We start from the raw sequence: 18,791 nt of genomic DNA on the forward strand, positions 1-18,791 counted from the left end.
GCTAGATGTTTGATTCCACGATTGTTGATTGTAGCTGAGAACTGGTGGAGTGGGGGTACGGACGGCACTGTTAAGTTAAGCAGAGTACAGACGTAAGTCATTCTGGTTCTGTCGCAAACTTCTCATATCTGATGATCCGTGCAAGGGATTGAGCCGATTTCAGATCGAAACGAGGAATGCGATCTCGGCCAGATGTTGGTGGCGGTCGGGCGGAGTTCTTGGTGGTCTGCTGAGGTGAGAAGGTTGCGGGTAAAGTAGTGGAGATTGTAAGTCGGATCGTGAATGGATGCGAAACGTTGCAAGTGTGGTTCCGATTTAAACCGCTTCATGACTCGCTCACGTCGCCGGATTGGCTGATGCGAATTCTCAGCCCGGTTGGCGGCAGCGTAAGAGCCCAGCTTATCCGTGATCATGACGCAGGGAGCAACCCGTTGGCCTAACAAGAATTTACGGATGAAGCTGCTTCGCAGCCTTAGTATTGCGGCGCTTCTGCACCAGAACTGCGAGCACAAAGCCATCCTGATCAACGGCACGCCACAGAAAATGCCGCTCGCCCTCGATAGTGATGACAACTTCATCCAGGTGCCACTTATCACTAAGGTGGGGCGTGCGGCTCGATGAGGTCGTCATGATGATCGGCGGAGAGAGGTTCTGGTTTTGGCGGGCAATTGACGCAGACGGCGATGTTCTTGATATTCTGGTTCAAACGCGCCGTAACACAAAGGCTGCCAATCGGTTTTTCTGCAGACTGGTGAAGCAATTCGGTCAACCACGTGTGGTCGTGACGGATTAGCTGCGCAGTTACATTAAGCCGATACAAAACCTTTCACCAGATACGGATCACCGAGCCCATAACGGCCTGAATAACGCCATCGACGTCTCGCATAGGCCAACCCGAAAACGCGAGAAGATATTTGGACGGTTCAAGTCAGCGCGGCATGCACAAAGGTTTCTTGCCGCTCACGATCAGATTAACCTGATTTTCCGTCCGCGTCGCCATTAACCCACAGCTCGTTCCTACCGTCATGCACGTAATGATGCATTTGCATTATGGCATGACTACACTACTGAAATGACCGCATGAGAACGAGCAAAACGGTTTCGTGCGGTCTCCATCAAACAAGTTGGCAACACCCGTGGAGCATTTTGGTCAGACAGGAACGATTGGTGATCATCATCGCCACTTCAGAATTGATCGAAACGCTATTGTGGCATTGATCGGCGAGTTGACTTACGGCCGGAGAACCACCATCGATCCTTTGGCTCTGTCGTTTTCTTGAAGATCGTAAGGAGCCTAAACTCTTTTGGGTTCCGAAATAGTTTGGGCTGCGTTTTGGATGAGTGGCCCAAAGCTTTCGCTAAATTTTTCAGGTGTCCATTCCTGTAAGCTCCCGGCCACATGAATAGCTCCGACCGGCGCGCCCTTCCAATCCACGATGGGCGCGCCAATAACAACCTCATGGCTGAGCAACTGCCTGCACAGCAGAGAGTGTCCCCGTTCGCGTGTGGCACGAACACAGTCCATCACACCTTCCAAATCCCGCACGGTATGCGGTGTAAATGGTGTCATGTCCGAGCGGCTGACAATATCGGCAATTGTGTCATCTGGCAGTCGCGAGAGAATTGCTACCCCGCCCGCCGTGCAATAGGTCGGAACTGCATTGCCAACTATAGTTGCACTAAAGACCTCATGTTTTGAGGGCATGCGCAACGCGTATATCACGCGAACATCGTCAAAAAGAGACAGATCAACGCGCTCGCTCACGCGGCGACGAAGCTCCAGCATGACTGGATTTGCACGCTGTAACATCGGGTTGAGACGCAAAAGATCATGGGTCATGTCGAGTACACGCAGCCCCGGCAAATAACCGCGATCGTCGGGGTCACGAGCGAGCATGTTCAGTGCAAGAAGCGTATGAATAATGCGCTGTGCGGCGCTTCTATCGATGCCCGCAGCAGTTGCAACCTGACTAAGAGACAATGGATGTCTCGCAGTTTGAAAAGCAGACATGACCGCAACCGTTCTTGCGACAGAGCGCAGAAATAGCGGGTCGTCCTGAAACGCTGCCGCTTCGTCCGGATCAAAAGTTGAAATGCCGCGCAAGTCCCGAAATGTGTTCATAAGAAAAAGCTTTAATCCAGATTCAATGATTGACAAGCGTCAAAGTTGGTCCCTATCATAAAAAATCAATATAGATGTATCGCTGACAGATACACGTAATAGCCCGAGGGGGCAAACCAGGAAGATGGGAGTACGCTCGTGTCAAAACGCGTGGCTGTAGCTGGCTTTTTGCATGAAACAAATACTTTTGCGGCCAGTCCTGCAACGTTAGAAGCGTTTATTCAGGGCGGCGGATATATCCCGCTTTCGCGTGGCGACGCGATTTTCAAAAATGCGCAGAATGTTAATCTTGGTATCGCCGGGGCGCTGAAATTTGCGCGGGAAGCGAGCTGGGAAGTCGTGCCGATCTTGTGGGCCGGCGCTATTCCTTCCGCACCCGTTACCAAAGATGCCTATGAGACAATCGTTTCCGAAATCGTTGCAGGGTTGAAAGACTGTGGTCCGCTTGATGGTATATTCATTGATCTGCATGGCGCCATGGTTGCTGAGCATATTGATGATGGCGAAGGCGAACTGCTTGAGCGCGTTCGTGCGGTGCGCCCAAGTGAACCGCTATCCGTAGCGCTCGATCTGCATGGCAATATCACAAGGCGCATGTTTGACTATGCCGATGTCATGGTTGGCTTCCGCACCTATCCGCATATTGATATGGCCGAAACAGGTTATCGTGCAGCAGAAGCATTACAGGCGCTGATGGACAAGCCTCACGGCTGGCATAAGGCAATGCGACAAGGTGATTATCTCATTCCGATTGCCTGGCAATGCACGGACGAACAGCCCGCCAAAGGCCTTTACGGCAGGACCATTGATCTGCCGGAAGGCGTTGAAACGGCTTCATTGTTTATGGGTTTCCCGGCGGCTGATTTTGCCGAATGTGGCCCATCGGTGTTTGCGTATGGCTGGGACAAACAAGCTGTTGAAGCCTATGCCGATCAGATACTGGAAGCATTGGCTGCGGCAGAACCTGCATTCGCAGGGACAGCATATTTGCCAGAAGAAGGCGTTGAGAAGGCGATAGAGCTTTCCCGCGATGCAAGCCGCCCAATCGTCATTGCTGATACGCAGGATAATCCCGGTGCCGGTGGTAGCTCCGACACGACTGGCATGTTACGTGCGCTTGTTGCAAGTGGTGCAAAGCGAGCCTCGATTGGCTGTATGCATGACGCGGAAGCAGCGAAGATTGCACATCTGGCAGGAGAAGGTGCCGAAGTCGAAATTGCACTCGGCGGGAAGTCGGGCATTGCAGGTGACGAGCCATATAAGGCTAAATTTACCGTCGAAAAGCTATCTGACGGTAAGGCGCATGCAACGGGCCCCTATTATGGTGGGACGTGGCTTGATATGGGGCCATCGGCCTGTCTGCGGCTCGGTGGAACTAGGGTTGTCGTGACCACAAATCTCGCACAGATGGCGGATCGTGCGCTTTATCGCATGGTCGGTATTGAGCCTGAACAGGAAGCCATTCTGGTCAATAAGAGTTCGGTTCATTTCCGCGCTGATTTTGCCCCAATTGCCGAAAAGCTTCTTGTATGCACCGCTCCAGGCGCAATGCCGCTTAGCCCTGCAAAACTATCATGGAAGAATTTGCGTTCCGGCATTCGGCTGGAGCCACTCGGAGAACCATTCAAATAAAACAATAATAACAACCTTCAGAGGAACCAAGTATATGACGTTTTTTAAACCACCACAGACTGGGACTATCCTCCGCAAGTTCAAGTACGGCATTGCAGCTTCGCTCATTGCATTGAGTGCCGGACATGCCGCAGCAGAAACAACACTCACTGCTGTTATGCACTCGGATCTGCGTATGCTCGATCCGGTGATCACCACTGCGCACATTACCCGCGATCATGCCTATATGATTTATGACGTGCTGATTGCCGTCGATGAAAACTTCAAGCCTCAACCACAAATGGCAGAGTGGACCGTCTCAGATGACGGCAAAACCTATACTTTCACATTACGCGATGGTCTCAAGTTCCATGATGGTGCGCCGGTAACGGCTGCGGACGTTGTCGCTTCGCTTGAACGCTGGGCTAAGCGCGATACCGGTGGCCAGCTGATCATGGACATCACAGATTCGCTCAAAGCAAACGACGATAAAACGATCGTCTGGACGCTGAGGGAGCCATTCGCACCGTTCCTCGATACGATTGCCAAGCAGTCCGCATTACCTCCATTCATTATGCCAGCGCGTATCGCGGCAACACCTGCCGACACAGCGATTACCGAACATATTGGTTCGGGGCCGTTCAAGTTCGTACCCGCCGAGTTCCAGCCGGGCGTCGGCGTGACGTACATAAAGAACGAAGATTACGTACCGCGCAGCGAACCAGCCAGCTGGATGGCGGGCGGCAAGGTTGTCAATGTCGATAAGGTTCGCTGGATCACTATGACGGATGCGCAAACCGCTGCAAATGCGCTGACAAGCGGAGAAATCGACTACATTGAACAGGTTCCAGTCGATCTGGTGCCGCTGTTTGACGGCGATGATACGGTTGTATTGGAACAGCGCGATCCGCTTGGCTATCAGACAATGGGCCGCCTCAATTTCAAGCATCCGCCTTTTGATAACCCGGAAATTCGTCGCGCAGCATTCCTTGCCATGTCGCAGGAACCGGTGCTGGCTGCTCTTATGGCCGATCCGAACTACTATAAGGTTTGCGGTGCGATTTTTGGTTGCGGCACGCCGAACGCTACAGATGTCGGCGCTGAAAGCCTTGTAGCAAAGGGTAATATCGAAGAAGCAAAAGAGCTTCTCAAAAAGGCTGGCTATGATGGTAAGCCGGTTGTCCTGATGCAGCCAACCGACGTTTCCAGTCTGTCACCACAGCCCGTCGTTGCAGCCCAACAATTGCGTGCAGCCGGTTTCACTGTCGATATGCAACCGATGGACTGGCAAACCCTTGTTGGCCGTCGCGCATCGAAAGATGAGCCTGCAAAGGGCGGCTGGAATATGTTCTTCACCAACTGGCAGATTCCAGAAATTGCAACACCGTTGAATTCTGTCATGCTGAACGGTCGTGGTGAGCAGGGCTGGTTTGGCTGGCCGGAAGACGAGAAGATTGAAGCGCTGAAAAAAGAATATATCGCGGCCAAGACGCCTGAAGAGCAGAAAGCTGCGGTAGAGAAGATACAGGCGCAGACACTCGAAAATGTTCTCTATATTCCGCTGGGTGAATATAACCCGCCGCAGGGCCGCAGAACTAATGTCGTTGATATGCTTGGTTCGCCTGTTCCGGTCTTCTGGAATGTGAAAAAGACCGAAGAGTAATCCGCCCGCAGCTATCGCGCTTCGTGCGATAGCTCCCAGTTCAACGTGGGTCCGGCACGCTGCCGGTCCCACCTCAAGCGGGACGCGCATATGGCTGTCTATCTGTTAAAACGTATCTTCGCACTCGTGCCGGTGTTGTTGCTGGTATCGGTGTTTGTATTCCTCCTCCTGAGACTGACGCCGGGTGATCCGGCTGCAATTCTGGCTGGCGATGCCGCCACCACCGAACAGCTTGAACGCATCCGCGAAGCAATGGGCCTTAATGAGCCAATACTCACCCAGTATTTCACCTGGATGGGGAATATTCTGCAGGGCGATCTTGGCGTGTCGCTGATTTCCGGCGTGCCAGTTCTCGACATGGTTTCGCAGCGTATCGGCCCCACAATTTCTATCGCTGTGCTGACCATTATCATCGCAGTGCTTGTCGCTATTCCAATGGGTGTGGTTGCTGCATGGCGCCACCGGTCATGGGCTGATTATCTCGTCATGAGCTTTTCGGTTCTTGGCTTTTCCGTTCCAGTCTTTCTTGTCGGCTATGTGCTGTTGTTGATTTTTTCGGTCAATCTTGGCTGGCTTCCGGTGCAGGGTTTCAAGCCGATTTCATCGGGCTTGGGTGGCTTTCTGGAGCGCGCAATTCTGCCAGCTCTTACACTCGCTTCGATATATATCGCGCTGATTGCCCGCATGACCCGTGCGGCAATGCTTGATGTGCTTGGCGAAGATTATATTCGCACCGCGCGTGCAAAAGGCGTGAATGATCGCCGACTGCTCTTCGTTCACGCGCTCAAAAACGCAGCTGTGCCGGTCGTGACCATCGTTGGCACCGGCTTTGCCCTGCTGATTTCCGGCGTGGTCGTGACCGAAAGCATTTTCAATATTCCGGGCATAGGGCGCCTGACGGTCGATGCAGTTCTCGCGCGCGATTATCCGGTTATTCAGGCGATGATCTTGCTGACAAGCGCGCTTTATGTGTTCGTCAATCTGCTGATCGACCTTTCCTATACACTGTTCGACCCAAGGATTCGTTATTGATGCGCTCAGAAAAAACATCAGCGGGTATGCATTGGATGCTCCGCATGTTCTCGCTGCCGCGCGTTGCACGCGTTGGTATCGGGCCGATGATTGCCGCCTTTCTTCTTGGCGCAATCCTTCTTCTCACCCTCATTTCACCGTGGATTGCTCCACACGATCCGCTCGCCATGAACCCCATGATGCGGCTTAAGCCTGCATCGGATGAATATCTGCTTGGAACTGACAATTATGGTCGCGATCTGTTTTCGCGCATGATCCTTGGCGGGCGCATTTCGCTGCTGATCGGGCTTCTGGCAGCCGCAGCTTCTATCGGGGTCGGCGTGATCATCGGTCTTATTGCCGGTTTCTTCCGTACGGCGGATGCTATCATCATGCGTATGATGGATGCTTTGATGGCGATGCCATCGATCCTGATCGCGATTGCTCTGGTCGCTCTCAACGGTCCATCGATTGGTTCTGTCATCATAGCGATCACCATTCCGGAGATTCCCCGCGTCGTGCGTCTGGTCCGCTCTGTCATTCTGACCGCGCGTGAGGAACCGTATGTTGAAGCAGCCTTAGCACTTGGTTCAAGCACACCGAAGATTCTGTTCCGGCATCTGCTGCCCAATACGATGGCACCGCTGATTGTGCAGGGCACTTATATTGTGGCATCCGCAATCCTTACCGAAGCAATCCTCTCGTTTCTCGGTGCCGGTATCAGCACAGAAATTCCGACCTGGGGCAACATCATGGCCGAGGGGCGCCTGTTTTTCCGCATCAAGCCATCAATCGTGCTTTGGCCGGGTCTGTTGCTGACACTCTGCGTTTTGTCGATCAATCTTTTGGGTGACGCAGCGCGCGATACACTCGACCCACGTCTGAAAAAGCGAGAGGGCTGATATGGAACTGCGAAATCGTGATTTCACAAATGAGCCTGTCGTTCTGGATGTCGAAAATCTTGTTGTGGCGCTTCCGGGCGGCACACCAGTTCTGCGTAGCGTAAGCTTTGACATTCGCAAGGGCGAAACCGTCTGTCTCGTGGGCGAATCCGGTTCAGGCAAGTCGGTAACGTCGCTCACCGCAATGGGGCTCTTGCCGAAAGATGCACTTCTGGTCAAAGAAGGTGCGATCAGGCTCGACGGCACCGATTTGCTCAAGCTGTCGGCAGCGGACATGAAAAAGATGCGTGCAACACGTATCTCCATGATCTTTCAGGAGCCAATGACGGCGCTTAATCCCGTTATGCGGGTGGGTGAGCAGATCACGGAAGTTCTGGATGTTCATACCAGCCTTTCGTCAGAGGCCAAGCGTGCCAAAGTCATCAACATCATGGAGCAGGTACATCTGCCCGATGTAGAGCGCATTTATCAAAGCTATCCGCACCAGCTTTCAGGTGGGCAGCGACAGCGTATTATGATCGCTATGGCGCTTATCCTTGAGCCGATGGTTCTGATTGCCGATGAGCCAACCACTGCATTGGATGTGACCACGCAAAAACAAATTCTGTCCCTTATTGCGGAGTTGCAGGAAAAGCATGGAACAGCTGTGTTGTTCATCACCCATGATATGGGTGTGGTTGCCGAAATTGCTGATCGTGTCTGTGTTATGCGCAGGGGTGAGATCGTCGAGCGCGGAACCATCCGTGATGTTTTAACCTCGCCACAACAGCAATATACCAAAGACCTGCTTGGCTCTGTGCCAAGCCTCATTCCGCGACTAGCGCGTGAGCCACAGGGCCATGAAGCGGTCATTCGCGTTCGTGACCTTGGCATGACTTATAAAGCTGGAGGATTGTTCAGTACAAAGCCCGGCGTCAAAGCGTCTTATGAGGTCAACTTCGAGCTTCAGCCTGGGAGAACACTTGGAATTGTCGGCGAATCCGGTTCCGGCAAAACCACTGTTGCTCGCTCGATCATGCGTCTGATCGAGCCGACAGAGGGCGAAATCGTCGTGGACGGGCGTGATATTGCGCATCTTGGAAAACGTGAAATGAAGCCTTTTCGCAAGAAGCTTCAGGTCGTGTTTCAGGACCCATTCCGCTCATTGAACCCGCGTTGGACAATTGAGCAAAGCTTGACGGAAGGCCCGGTCAATTATGGTGTTCCTTATGAAGAGGCAGTCGCTGAAGCCAAACGTCTCTTGAAGATCGTTTCGCTTCCGGAGGATTCGCTGAAGCGTTATCCGCATCAGTTTTCCGGTGGCCAGCGACAGCGTATAGCCATTGCGCGTGCGGTAGCCCTTCGACCGGACATTCTGGTGGCCGACGAGGCTGTCTCTGCCCTCGACGTTTCAGTGCAGGCACAGGTTCTCGAACTTCTCGCCGAATTGCAGCGCGATACCGGCATTGCGATCATTTTCATCACCCATGATCTGCGAGTGGCCGCGCAGATTTGCGATGAAGTCTTGGTGATGAAACGCGGACAGGTTGTTGAGCAGGGAAATGCTTCCGACGTGCTTGGCAAGCCTTCGCATGAATACACGCGTTCTTTAATAGAGGCGGCGCCCGGTCGCTTCTGGGATTTTGCGGCGGGACGCCCCGCTGCCTGACTATCTTCAGTGTTTCAATTAGGAATGAAATTATGCCCGTCATACCGTTTATTGAGGAGAAAGCCGGCGAGATGCGCGCGGTTTTCGAAGATCTGCATCGTCATCCGCAAATTGGCTTTGAGGAACAACATGCTTCAGGCGTTGTAGCGGAACTCTTAGAAAAATGGGGCTTTGACGAGGTGCATACGGGCATCGCCAAAACCGGTGTCGTTGGCATTCTGAAAGGCCGAAACCCTGGCAATCGTCGTGTGGGGCTGCGTGCAGATATGGATGCGCTGCCGATCGACGAGATTTCGGGCGTGTCTTACACGTCGCAAAATCCCGGCCGAATGCATGCCTGCGGGCATGACGGGCACACAACCATGCTGCTTGGTGCTGCACAATATCTTGCAGAAACACGCAATTTCGAAGGCACTGCCGTCTTTGTTTTCCAGCCGGCCGAGGAAGGTCTGGGTGGAGCACGCGGCATGATCGCCGAAGGACTGTTTGAGCGTTTCCCTTGCGACGAAATCTACGGAATGCACAACCAGCCTATGGGCACACTCGGCAAAGCACTTATCCGCAAGGGGGCGGCTATGGCTGGCGCAAGCTTCTTCGATATCAAACTGACAGGCAAGGGAAGCCATGCCGCCCAGCCGCATAATGCCCGCGATGTTCTGGTGATTGGTGCGGATATGGTTGGTCAGTTGCAGACCATTGTGTCGCGCAACATCCCGGCAACGGATGCCTGCGTTGTATCCTGCACGCAGTTTCATACTGGCAGCGCCTATAATATCGTGCCCGAAGTGGCAACGATCACTGGCACCATCCGCTATTTCGAGCAGCGCGTCTGCGATCTTGCAGAAAGCCGTATCCGTGAAATCTGTGCGGGTGTGGCTGCGGGTTACGGTATCACGGTTGATGTCGATCTTCGCAACGTCTTTGATGTCCTGCGCAACGACCATGAACTATCCGATGCTTATATGGCGGCAGCGCGCGATGTGCTGGGCGAAGACAATGTAAGCGATGATTGCCCAGCCTTCATGGGCAGCGAGGATTTTGCCGATATGCTCGCGCGTGTGCCGGGTGCTTACATCAACGTGATGCATGGCGGTAAAGCTGCGCTGCATAATCCTGCTTTTGTGCTTGAGCCTGAAACTCTGCCAATCGGCGCGTCGATCTATGCCCGGATCGTGGAAACCCGCCTGCCAGTAAACAAGGACTTTGCAGCATGAGCATGCATGAATTGCCATTTAACCTCGATGACATGATCGGGCGTCTGCGCCCCTGGATTGAAACGGAAAGCCCGACTTTCGATGCAAGCGCCGTGAACCGCATGGTCGAGGTTGCCGCCTATGATTTTGCCGCGGCAGGTGCCACAATTGAATTCATTCCGGGTCGCATGGGGTTCGGCGGCTCCCTGCGCGCTCGTTTCCCGCACAAGGATCAGGGCAAGCCGGGTATTCTGGTGTCAGGTCACCTTGATACCGTTCATCCGCTCGGTGTGATCAACATCAATCCCTATCGACGCGAGGACGGTAAACTTTACGGCCCCGGCATTCAGGATATGAAGGGTGGCAACTTCGTGGCGCTTGAAGCCATGCGTGAGATCGCACGAGGCGGGCTTGCAACAAAGCTTCCCGTTACATTCCTTCTGACGCCGGATGAAGAAGTCGGCACACCGTCGACCCGCGATCTGATAGAGCAGGAAGCGCTCAAGAACAAATATGTGCTGGTGCCGGAACCTGCACTGCGTGATGGCGGCGCGGTTGTGGGTCGTTATGCAATCGCGCGATACAATCTTGAGACTGTCGGCAAGCCAAGCCACGCCGGTTGGCTGCTCAAAGAAGGCCGCTCGGCAATCCGTCGTATGGCCGAAAAAATTATCGAGATCGAAGCGCTCACAACAGACGATTGCACTTTCTCTGTAGGTGTTATCCATGCGGGTCAATGGGTTAATTGTGTTTCTTCAAGTTGTAATGCTGAAGCGCTTAGCATGGCGAAGACCCAGAAAGACCTTGAAGACGGCGTTGCGCGGATCATGGCGCTTGGCGGAGATAAAGACGGGGTTGAATTGATCGTCACCCGCGGCGTTACCCGTCCTGTTTGGGAGCCGGGGCAGCCGCAGGATATGAAGCTTTTCAACTTTGCGAATAATATTGCAAAAGAGATCGGCTTTACCATGTCGGTGCAAAGTTCGGGTGGCGGCTCGGACGGTAATTTTACCGGAGCGCTTGGTGTCCCGACAATCGATTCCATTGGTGTGCGTGGTGAAGGTCTGCATACGCTGGGCGAGCATATTTTCGAAGACAGTCTGGTCGAACGTGCTCGCCTTCATGCGGGTCTGTTTCTCTCACTGGAATAACAGCCAGAGGTGCGGCCATGGCCGGTGCTACAAGATCAACAGCAACCCGCATTGCGGGTTTGCTGAGCGAAGTCACGATCAACGTGGATCAATGGGGCGTCGCCCATATCAGGGCGGAAAATCTGCATGATCTTTTTTTCGCGCAAGGTTTTAATGCCGCGCGCGATCGGCTTTGGCAGATCGACATAGCGCGCAAGCGCGGGCTTGGTCTGTTGGCGCGTGATTTTGGGCCCGGCTATCTTGAGCAGGACAGGGCCGCACGCCTGCTGCTTTATCGCGGAGACATGGCTCCTGAATGGAAAGCTTATGGTCCGGATTCTGAACAGATATGCACGGCTTTTGCTCAAGGCATCAATGCATATATCGATGCCTGTGAAGTAGGCGAAAGGGCGCTTCCACCGGAGTTCTCTCTCCTCGGTCACAAGCCTGATCGTTGGTGTGCTGAAGACGTTGTGCGCGTACGCACCCATTCGCTGACACGCAATGCATCATCCGAGCTTCTGCGCTCAAAAGTCATGGCAAAAGCGGGTGTGGAGCTAGGTGGTAAGCTCGATCAGTTGCGCAAGGAATTGTCGCATGGCGTGGTGCCAAAGCCGGTTGATGGCTTTGACCCCAACATCATGACTGACAGGGTTTTGCGTGACTTCCAGCTTGCAGTCAGTCCCGCCACCTTCTCCAAAGAACGCTTGGCTGCAACACTTGATGAAGCAGGTCTCTGGACGGTTTTTTCGGCATCCGGCGACATCGCACGCGCCTCTTTTGAAGAGGGGTCCAATAATTGGGCAATCGCAGCTGAAAAGACCACGACCGGGCGACCGATACTGGCACTCGATCCGCATCGGACCCATGGCTTACCATCCATCCGCTACGTCGTTCATCTGACCATGCCGGGCCTTGATGTGATCGGCGCAGGCGAGCCTATGGTTCCCGGAATTTCCATGGGGCATAACGGCACCGCAGCCTTTGGCCTCACAATCTTTGGAGCCGATCAGGAAGACATTTACGTCTACCAGACCGATGAAAACAACAACGACCAATATGCCTATCAAGGCAGTTGGGAGAAGTTCACGACGATTACTGAAAACATCCCTGTTAAAGGGCATCCGGATCAAACCGTCGAACTCAAATTCACGCGGCATGGTCCTGTACTCTATGAGGATATAGCGAACAACCGCGCCTTTGGTCTGCGCACAGTCTGGATGGATGCGGGCATGGCACCTTATATGGCCAGCCTGTCCGTCATGCGGGCGAAAAACTATGCTGACTATGCCAACGCACTGGATGGTTGGGGATGTCCGTCGGTTAATCACATCTATGCAGATACAACAAACACCATTGCATGGAAGCCTTCAGGCGCGACACCTATTCGTGAGAACTGGGACGGACTTTTACCTGTTCCCGGTGATGGGCGTTATGAGTGGAATGGTTATCTGGCTCCGCAGTCTGGCCCTGCTGAAGTTAATCCTCAACGCGGCTTTATCGCGACCGCCAACGCCATGAACGTCCCTGATGCGTGGACAGCTGCTAATCCGGCGATTGGTTATGAATGGCTGGATAGCAGTCGTCACGACACCTTGCATCAAGCACTCTCAAGCAAAGCGCCAATATCGCTTGAAGACTGTGTGCGCCTGCAAGCCTGCACTTTTTCGCCCATTGCCGCGCGGGCACTTGAAAGCCTCAAGGTGCTGTTCCAGCATAGTGATGACCCGGCTGTGTTACTTCTTCGCGATTGGGATGCGGACCTTTCGGCAAGATCTGCACCGGCAGCGCTTTTTGAAATCTGGTTGAACAAGTACCTTGGTCCACTTGTTGCAAAGGCCGAGGGTGCTGCCCCGGATGTTGCATCGCTGCTCATGCCATTTGATTCACCTAGCATTGTGTCATGGCTGGAAAAGGCGGAAACATCTCCCAGGCATATTGTGGCTATTCAACAAAGTCTCACCGATGCCTGGGCTGAATGCGCCTCTTTGATGGGGGCGGATGCTACGCAATGGGCATGGGGTACCATTCATAAGCTTGAACTCCGCCATCCCTTGCAGTCGTTGACAGACAGGGATTGGTCACTGAAGTCTATAGCGCTTGGTGGCAGCAGTTCGACGCTGAATTATGCAACCTATCGTTTGCACGACTTCTCGGTAGTCGCGGGGCCATCTGTTCGCATGATTATAGATGTCGGCGATTGGGATAATAGTCTCTTCGTCAACAACCCAGGTCAGTCTGGTGTGCCCGGATCGCACAACTACTCAAATATCCACGAGAATTGGCTCAATGCGAAGCCGGTTCCGCTTATTTATTCGGCACCGGCCATTGCAAGAGCGACGCAGAAAAAAATTACTCTAAAACCACTCTGAAATTTCGAAATAATCAACCATAACTGGCTTCATTAGGAACAATCGGCACGGGTTGTGTCGCAAATATTTAGTAGGTTAAGAACAAGCTTATCTCTGGACGTGATTATGCAGCGATCCCCGCGAACACTATGAATGGCGAGTGATTGTCATTTGCGAATTGGTTCTTACGGATCATGTGTGATACTTCGATCCCAGCAAGGTAGCAGAAGCTGAATGAAGGGTTTTGAAGCCTAACATATGTTTGTTGATCCGCTTGATGAAGCGATGATCCTATTCAAGGATATTGTTTACAGCCAGCGCACCAGACAAATTAGCCCCGCTTTTATCAAGGACAATCTTGTTGGGAATACCATTGCTTGCGATGGCTTTCCTGAAGAAACGCCGCGCAGCGCCGAGATTTCCGGCACCGTTAAATTATCTCTGGCGCAATATTATGTGATGATAGTAGAGCATGACCGAACCTCGTTCTTCACTTTATCACCGCGATCGTTATCCGCAGAGATTTTTGCAGAAGCCGTATGGTTGTATTCCGCTTTCCGTTAAGCTTTCGCATGGTTGAAGACATGCTGGCCTATCGCGGAATCTTCGTCACATATAAGGCAGTGTACGAATGGGCTGAGAAGTTCGGGCCAGCCTATGCCAATACCATCCGTCGTCGCTCGCCACGGCTTGGTGACAAATGGCATCTCGACGAATGTGTGATATCCATCAAGGGTCAACATCACATTCTTTGGTGAGCCGTTGATCAGGGTGGCTTCGTGCTGAATGTCCTTGTTCAGAAACGCCGCAATACCAAGACAGCCAAGCGTTTCATGCGCAAGCTGCTCCCTGCTCTGGGCTGTGCATCACGGATTATGGTCACTGATAGACCAAGATCATAGGACGCTTCTAGGCGAGCAATAAGCCTTGGTGTTTGCGATCATCGCCAGCATAAAGGTTTGAACAATCGGGCAGAGAATTCACATCAACCGATCCGACGACGAGAGCGTGGTATAAAGCGCTTTAAATCAGCGAAACATGTGCAAAGCTTTACGTCGATACATGATCCGATCTACAACCTAAATTATTTCCCCCGAAACCAATTCAACGCCACCGATCGCCTTGAGTTACGACAAGCCGCCACAAACATGTGGCGCGAAATCGCATGCCTGAAATCCACATAATATCAACATCATAGACAGAATGAAGACCGTGTTCAAGTTTAAGTAAAGGTGACGACGTAACAGTACCCTTTGATGGTTTTCGCTACGACGTGGCCAAGGGTGCGACAACTTCAATATTTGAGCTTCAGCTGGTTCGCCGCGGCTAAAATTACAAATGACGTGTTAAACTCGACAAATGTAAAATACATATATTGACATTTGTCGATCAGTCGATGATTTTTGTCATGCGTGGTCAAGGAGGATGCCGTGCAGACGCTATTGAAAGTTGAGAGCCTAAAAAAATCGTTTGGCGGTATTGCAGCACTTCGCGATGGCCAGCTGGAACTGCGTGCAGGCTCCGTCCATGCGTTGTGCGGCGGTAATGGCGCAGGCAAATCCACGTTCCTCTCCATTCTGATGGGTATCCAGCAGCGCGACGGCGGCAAGATCTGGCTGCGTGGTGAAGAGGTTCAGTATTCGACACCTGCGGAAGCGCTGAAATCCGGCATTGCGATTATCGAGCAGGAGCTGAGCCCTGTTCCGCATATGAGTGTCGCAGAAAATATCTATCTCGGTCGCGAGCCTTCAACGCGATTTGGCGGCATCGATTTCAAGAAGATGAACAGTGAAGCGCAGGCGCTTCTGGATCGTCTGGAGTTCGACATTCGCGCGACACAGGTGATGAGCCAGTTGTCCGTTGCGCAAATGCAGCTCGTGGAAATCGCCAAGGCATTCAGTCACAATGCTGATGTGATCTTCATGGATGAGCCGACATCGGCCATCGGTGAAAAAGAAGCGCAACATCTGTTTAAGGCAGTCGAGCGACTAAAGGCTGAGGGCAAAGGCATTGTCTATGTCTCGCATCGCCTGTCTGAAATTTTTCAGATTGCAGATTCCTATACAGTTTTCCGCGATGGTGGTTATGTCGGTTCGGGTGCGCTGAGCGATATTGATCGCCCGGAACTGATCCGTCTGATCGTTGGGCGCGAGCTTGGCGAAGAATTTATCAAAACCAATGAGCCGACCGCTCAGATTGGTTTTGAGGTTTCTGATCTCGCTCTGCCGGGTAAGATTGAAGACATCTCCTTCTCGGTTCGCAAAGGCGAAATCTTTGGTATTTACGGCCTGATGGGTTCGGGTCGTTCCGAGATTTTCAACTGCATTTTCGGTCTTGATAAGGCAAGCAAAGGCGAAATAAAGCTTGAGGGCCGCGCGCTTAAAGTGAGCAAGCCTGCTGATGCAATGGCTGAAGGTATTGCCTTTGTCACCGAAGATCGCAAGCTGACAGGGCTTAACCTCACAGATAGCGTGCGGGCCAATATCTGCCTTGCGAGCCTGCCGGAGATGAGGCCGTCATTTGCTATGCGCCAGCGCGAAGAAGCTGCGGCAAGTGCAAAAATGATTGCGCATTTTGGCATCAAGGCAGCACGCGATACGATGCCGGTTTCAGGTCTTTCGGGCGGAAACCAGCAGAAAGTTGTGCTCGGAAAATGGTTCCTGCGTAATCCGCGTTTGTTGCTGCTTGATGAGCCAACGCGTGGTGTGGATGTGGGCGCAAAACGCGAAATCTATCGCATCATCTGCGAATTCACTGCGTCAGGCGGAACGGTTGTTATGATTTCATCTGAAATCGACGAAGTTCTGGGCATGTCTGACCGCATCCTTGTGATGCGGCAGGGCAAATCGGCTGGCGTCTATGAAAGGGCCGACACTGATGCACAAAAGCTGGTGCATCTGTCTACCTAACAATGGATGTCGCTCTGCGCGCAAGATTGAGAATTAAGCCTGACATTGGCAGGCTGGGAGAGGCTAGAAAACGTGAGCAACAACGAAAACACACAATCGACCAGCTGGTTCGCTTCTGAAAAGCGCCGGTTGATCATTCAGGAATACGGCATCTTCCTCGCTTTCCTGCTTCTGGTCTTCATCCTGTCGGTGTCAAATCCATACTTCCTGACAACGGGCAATATCTCAAACGTGTTGCTGCAAACCTCAATCAACGGCGTTCTGGCCGTTGGCATGACGTTTGTTATTCTGACACGCGGCATTGATTTGTCTGTTGGCTCGGTTGCAGCTCTTACAGGCATTGTCGCAGCAAGTCTGGCCACAACCTCTGCAACGGCAGGTGTTGCGGGTGGCCCCTATCCGGCAATTGTTGCTATTGCTGCTGGTCTTGCGGTTGGTTGCGCCTGCGGCGGACTGGTTGGCTGGATCGTTTCGCGTTTCTCAGTTCCTGCATTCGTTGCAACGCTTGGTATGCTTTCGGCAGCACGCGGCATGACGCTTATCTATGGCGGCGGTAAGCCTGTACCTGCTCTGACACCCGATTTCCGCTGGATCGGTACCGAAAAAGTCTTCGGCATTCCAATGCCTGTGATCATTCTGGTCATCGTGTTTGCAGCTGCCTGGTGGGTGCTCTCGCGCAGCCGTTTTGGTCGTTACATTTATGCGGTTGGTGGCAATCCACATGCAGCAAAGACATCGGGCATCAATGTCACCCGCGTCCGCTTCTCTGTTTATGTCATCTCCGGTGCACTTTCAGGCCTCGCAGGCATGATGCTTGCAGCTCGTACTGGCTCAGCGCTGCCACAGGCCGGTATTGCTTACGAACTCGATGCAATTGCTGCGGTTGTTATCGGCGGCACCAGCCTTTCCGGTGGCGTAGGTCGTGTGACAGGAACGCTGATTGGTGCGCTCATCATTGGCGTGATGAACAACGGTCTCGATCTGATGGGTATCGAATCTTACTACCAGCAGGTTCTCAAAGGCGCGCTGATCGTCGGTGCAGTGATGCTCGATCAGAAGCGCAACCAGAGCGCCTGATTTCTAAAAACTACCAATTGCCAGTCACTTGGCGCAACGAACACCGCACATTTAGTCATGGCGGATATTGTGGAGGAGAATACCGATGAAGAAATTGCTTATTGCTTTGGCATCTGCCACGGCGCTGTTTGCAGGTGCTGCACATGCTCAGGATAAGCTGAAGATTGGCGCGGCGCCTTACGGCCTCAACGCTGAATTCATGCAGATCTGGTCTGAAGCTCTGAAAGAGCATCCAGCTGTGAAGAGCGGCGAAGTTTCGCTGACGGTTTTCGACGGTCGTTATGACGCGCTCGTTCAGCAGGAACAGTTTAACAACATGATCACGCAGAAGTTTGACGCAATCATCTTTGCACCCATCGATGTTGAAGCTGGTGCCACCGCCGTCCAGGCCGCGGTCGATGCAAATATTCCGGTTGTTGGTTCCAACACCCGTGTGAACTCCGATCTTCTGGCTGCGTATGTCGGTTCAGACGATGCAGTATCTGGATATATGGAAGCCAAGGCCGTTCTCGACAAGATTGGCTGCAAAGGTAATGTGGTCATTATCGAAGGCCCAATCGGTCAGTCGGCGCAGGTTTCGCGCCTAGAAGGGAACAAAAAGGCACTTGCTGAATGCCCGGACGTCAAAGTTCTTGAACAGCAGACCGCAAACTGGTCGCGCGCTGAAGCACAGACACTGATGGAAAACTGGCTGACTTCGCATAAGGGCGAAATCAACGGCGTCATCGGCCAGAACGACGAAATGGCACTCGGCGCGATTGAAGCAATCAAGTCGGCAGGCCTTAAGGTCGACGACTTTGCTATCGCTGGTATCGACGGTGTGACCGATGCGCTGAACGCTGTTAAGGCCGGCACCATGACATCGATCCTTCAGGACGCACGCGCTCAGGCGCAGGGTGCTATGGACCTCGCAATCTTCCATGCGAAGAAGGGCGATTACAAGCCACAGTCTGACATCTGGGCACAATATCCTGATATGCCATTCAACGACGGCAAGGACAAAGAATACAATGTTCCTTGGACGCCAGTAACAGCCGACAATGTCGACAAGTTGCTCGAAGCACGTAAGTAATATGACTTGCGGGATGAGCGGCCCCCGGCTCATCCCGCACCCCCAAAATTCCTGCTACCCTCAACCCCGAGGATCAAACAATGTCCGACCAATCTCCTCAAA

General features: G+C 52.9%; 12 protein-coding genes and 4 pseudogenes. 13 read left to right on the forward strand and 3 right to left on the reverse strand.

Annotated features, from left to right (window positions below; translation table 11 throughout):
- Positions 1–122: 122 nt before the first annotated feature.
- Positions 123–612, reverse strand: a pseudogene (locus tag U2P60_RS21140) (IS6 family transposase); the annotation flags it as partial.
- A 1-nt stretch (position 613) separates the two neighbouring features.
- Between U2P60_RS21140 and U2P60_RS21145 the strand changes: the two are divergent.
- Positions 614–1,084: pseudogene (locus tag U2P60_RS21145) on the forward strand (IS6 family transposase); the annotation flags it as partial.
- 210 nt (positions 1,085–1,294) lie between these two features.
- Here U2P60_RS21145 and U2P60_RS21150 read toward each other — a convergent pair.
- Positions 1,295–2,122: an IclR family transcriptional regulator gene (locus tag U2P60_RS21150; protein ID WP_413574329.1), complete on the reverse strand. Its 828-nt coding sequence runs from the start codon at positions 2,120–2,122 to the stop codon at positions 1,295–1,297.
- A 138-nt stretch (positions 2,123–2,260) separates the two neighbouring features.
- Here U2P60_RS21150 and U2P60_RS21155 point away from each other — a divergent pair, with 138 nt between their 5' ends.
- The 8 genes from U2P60_RS21155 (at position 2,261) to U2P60_RS21190 (ending at position 13,652) form a co-directional block, all read left to right on the forward strand.
- The gene (locus U2P60_RS21155; RefSeq protein WP_413574330.1) at positions 2,261–3,754 is read left to right on the forward strand and encodes a M81 family metallopeptidase; all 1,494 of its coding nucleotides are present in this window, start codon (positions 2,261–2,263) and stop codon (positions 3,752–3,754) included.
- A 34-nt stretch (positions 3,755–3,788) separates the two neighbouring features.
- Positions 3,789–5,396, forward strand: coding sequence for an ABC transporter substrate-binding protein (locus U2P60_RS21160; protein ID WP_413574331.1), 1,608 nt, complete (start codon positions 3,789–3,791; stop codon positions 5,394–5,396).
- Between the two features lie 90 nt (positions 5,397–5,486).
- Positions 5,487–6,428, forward strand: coding sequence for an ABC transporter permease (locus U2P60_RS21165; RefSeq protein WP_413574332.1), 942 nt, complete (start codon positions 5,487–5,489; stop codon positions 6,426–6,428).
- Positions 6,428–7,309, forward strand: coding sequence for an ABC transporter permease (locus U2P60_RS21170; RefSeq protein WP_413574333.1), 882 nt, complete (start codon positions 6,428–6,430; stop codon positions 7,307–7,309). Before U2P60_RS21165 ends, U2P60_RS21170 begins: the two co-directional genes overlap by 1 nt.
- A gap of 1 nt (position 7,310) precedes the next feature.
- A complete protein-coding gene (locus U2P60_RS21175; RefSeq protein WP_413574334.1) occupies positions 7,311–8,957 on the forward strand; it encodes an ABC transporter ATP-binding protein in 1,647 nt (548 codons plus the stop codon).
- A gap of 32 nt (positions 8,958–8,989) precedes the next feature.
- Positions 8,990–10,171 (forward strand): M20 aminoacylase family protein, encoded by a 1,182-nt coding sequence (locus U2P60_RS21180; protein ID WP_413574335.1) that lies wholly within the window; start codon positions 8,990–8,992, stop codon positions 10,169–10,171.
- Complete coding sequence (locus U2P60_RS21185) at positions 10,168–11,301, forward strand: M20/M25/M40 family metallo-hydrolase (RefSeq protein ID WP_413574336.1); 1,134 nt, start codon at positions 10,168–10,170, stop codon at positions 11,299–11,301. Before U2P60_RS21180 ends, U2P60_RS21185 begins: the two co-directional genes overlap by 4 nt.
- Before the next feature lie 17 nt (positions 11,302–11,318).
- Entirely contained in the window at positions 11,319–13,652 is a 2,334-nt protein-coding gene (locus U2P60_RS21190) for a penicillin acylase family protein (RefSeq protein WP_413574337.1), read from the forward strand.
- Between the two features lie 103 nt (positions 13,653–13,755).
- Here the strand turns inward: U2P60_RS21190 and U2P60_RS21195 are convergent.
- Positions 13,756–14,051: pseudogene (locus U2P60_RS21195) on the reverse strand (DDE-type integrase/transposase/recombinase); the annotation flags it as partial.
- Positions 14,052–14,103: 52 nt separating this feature from the next.
- Here U2P60_RS21195 and U2P60_RS21200 point away from each other — a divergent pair.
- The 4 genes and pseudogenes from U2P60_RS21200 (at position 14,104) to U2P60_RS21215 (ending at position 18,689) form a co-directional block, all read left to right on the forward strand.
- Positions 14,104–14,815, forward strand: a pseudogene (locus U2P60_RS21200) (IS6 family transposase).
- Positions 14,816–15,061: 246 nt separating this feature from the next.
- Entirely contained in the window at positions 15,062–16,540 is a 1,479-nt protein-coding gene (locus tag U2P60_RS21205; RefSeq protein WP_413574338.1) for a sugar ABC transporter ATP-binding protein, read from the forward strand.
- Positions 16,541–16,612: 72 nt separating this feature from the next.
- Positions 16,613–17,617 carry an ABC transporter permease gene (locus tag U2P60_RS21210; protein ID WP_413574339.1) on the forward strand — a complete coding sequence of 335 codons (1,005 nt, stop codon included), beginning with the start codon at positions 16,613–16,615 and terminating at the stop codon, positions 17,615–17,617.
- 85 nt (positions 17,618–17,702) lie between these two features.
- The gene (locus U2P60_RS21215) at positions 17,703–18,689 is read left to right on the forward strand and encodes a substrate-binding domain-containing protein (protein ID WP_413574340.1); all 987 of its coding nucleotides are present in this window, start codon (positions 17,703–17,705) and stop codon (positions 18,687–18,689) included.
- Positions 18,690–18,791 lie beyond the last annotated feature (102 nt).

This window comes from Brucella sp. H1_1004, from assembly GCF_047308065.1.
GTDB classification, from domain to species: domain Bacteria; phylum Pseudomonadota; class Alphaproteobacteria; order Rhizobiales; family Rhizobiaceae; genus Brucella; species Brucella pseudogrignonensis_B.

Excerpts from the sequence above, each read along its gene's own strand:
- U2P60_RS21150 (WP_413574329.1), bottom strand. The coding sequence starts at position 2,122 with ATGAACACATTTCGGGACTTGCGCGGCATTTCAACTTTTGATCCGGAC.
- U2P60_RS21160 (WP_413574331.1), top strand. The coding sequence starts at position 3,789 with ATGACGTTTTTTAAACCACCACAGACTGGGACTATCCTCCGCAAGTTC.
- U2P60_RS21165 (WP_413574332.1), top strand. The coding sequence starts at position 5,487 with ATGGCTGTCTATCTGTTAAAACGTATCTTCGCACTCGTGCCGGTGTTG.
- U2P60_RS21170 (WP_413574333.1), top strand. The coding sequence starts at position 6,428 with ATGCGCTCAGAAAAAACATCAGCGGGTATGCATTGGATGCTCCGCATG.
- U2P60_RS21175 (WP_413574334.1), top strand. The coding sequence starts at position 7,311 with ATGGAACTGCGAAATCGTGATTTCACAAATGAGCCTGTCGTTCTGGAT.
- U2P60_RS21180 (WP_413574335.1), top strand. The coding sequence starts at position 8,990 with ATGCCCGTCATACCGTTTATTGAGGAGAAAGCCGGCGAGATGCGCGCG.
- U2P60_RS21185 (WP_413574336.1), top strand. The coding sequence starts at position 10,168 with ATGAGCATGCATGAATTGCCATTTAACCTCGATGACATGATCGGGCGT.
- U2P60_RS21190 (WP_413574337.1), top strand. The coding sequence starts at position 11,319 with ATGGCCGGTGCTACAAGATCAACAGCAACCCGCATTGCGGGTTTGCTG.
- U2P60_RS21215 (WP_413574340.1), top strand. The coding sequence starts at position 17,703 with ATGAAGAAATTGCTTATTGCTTTGGCATCTGCCACGGCGCTGTTTGCA.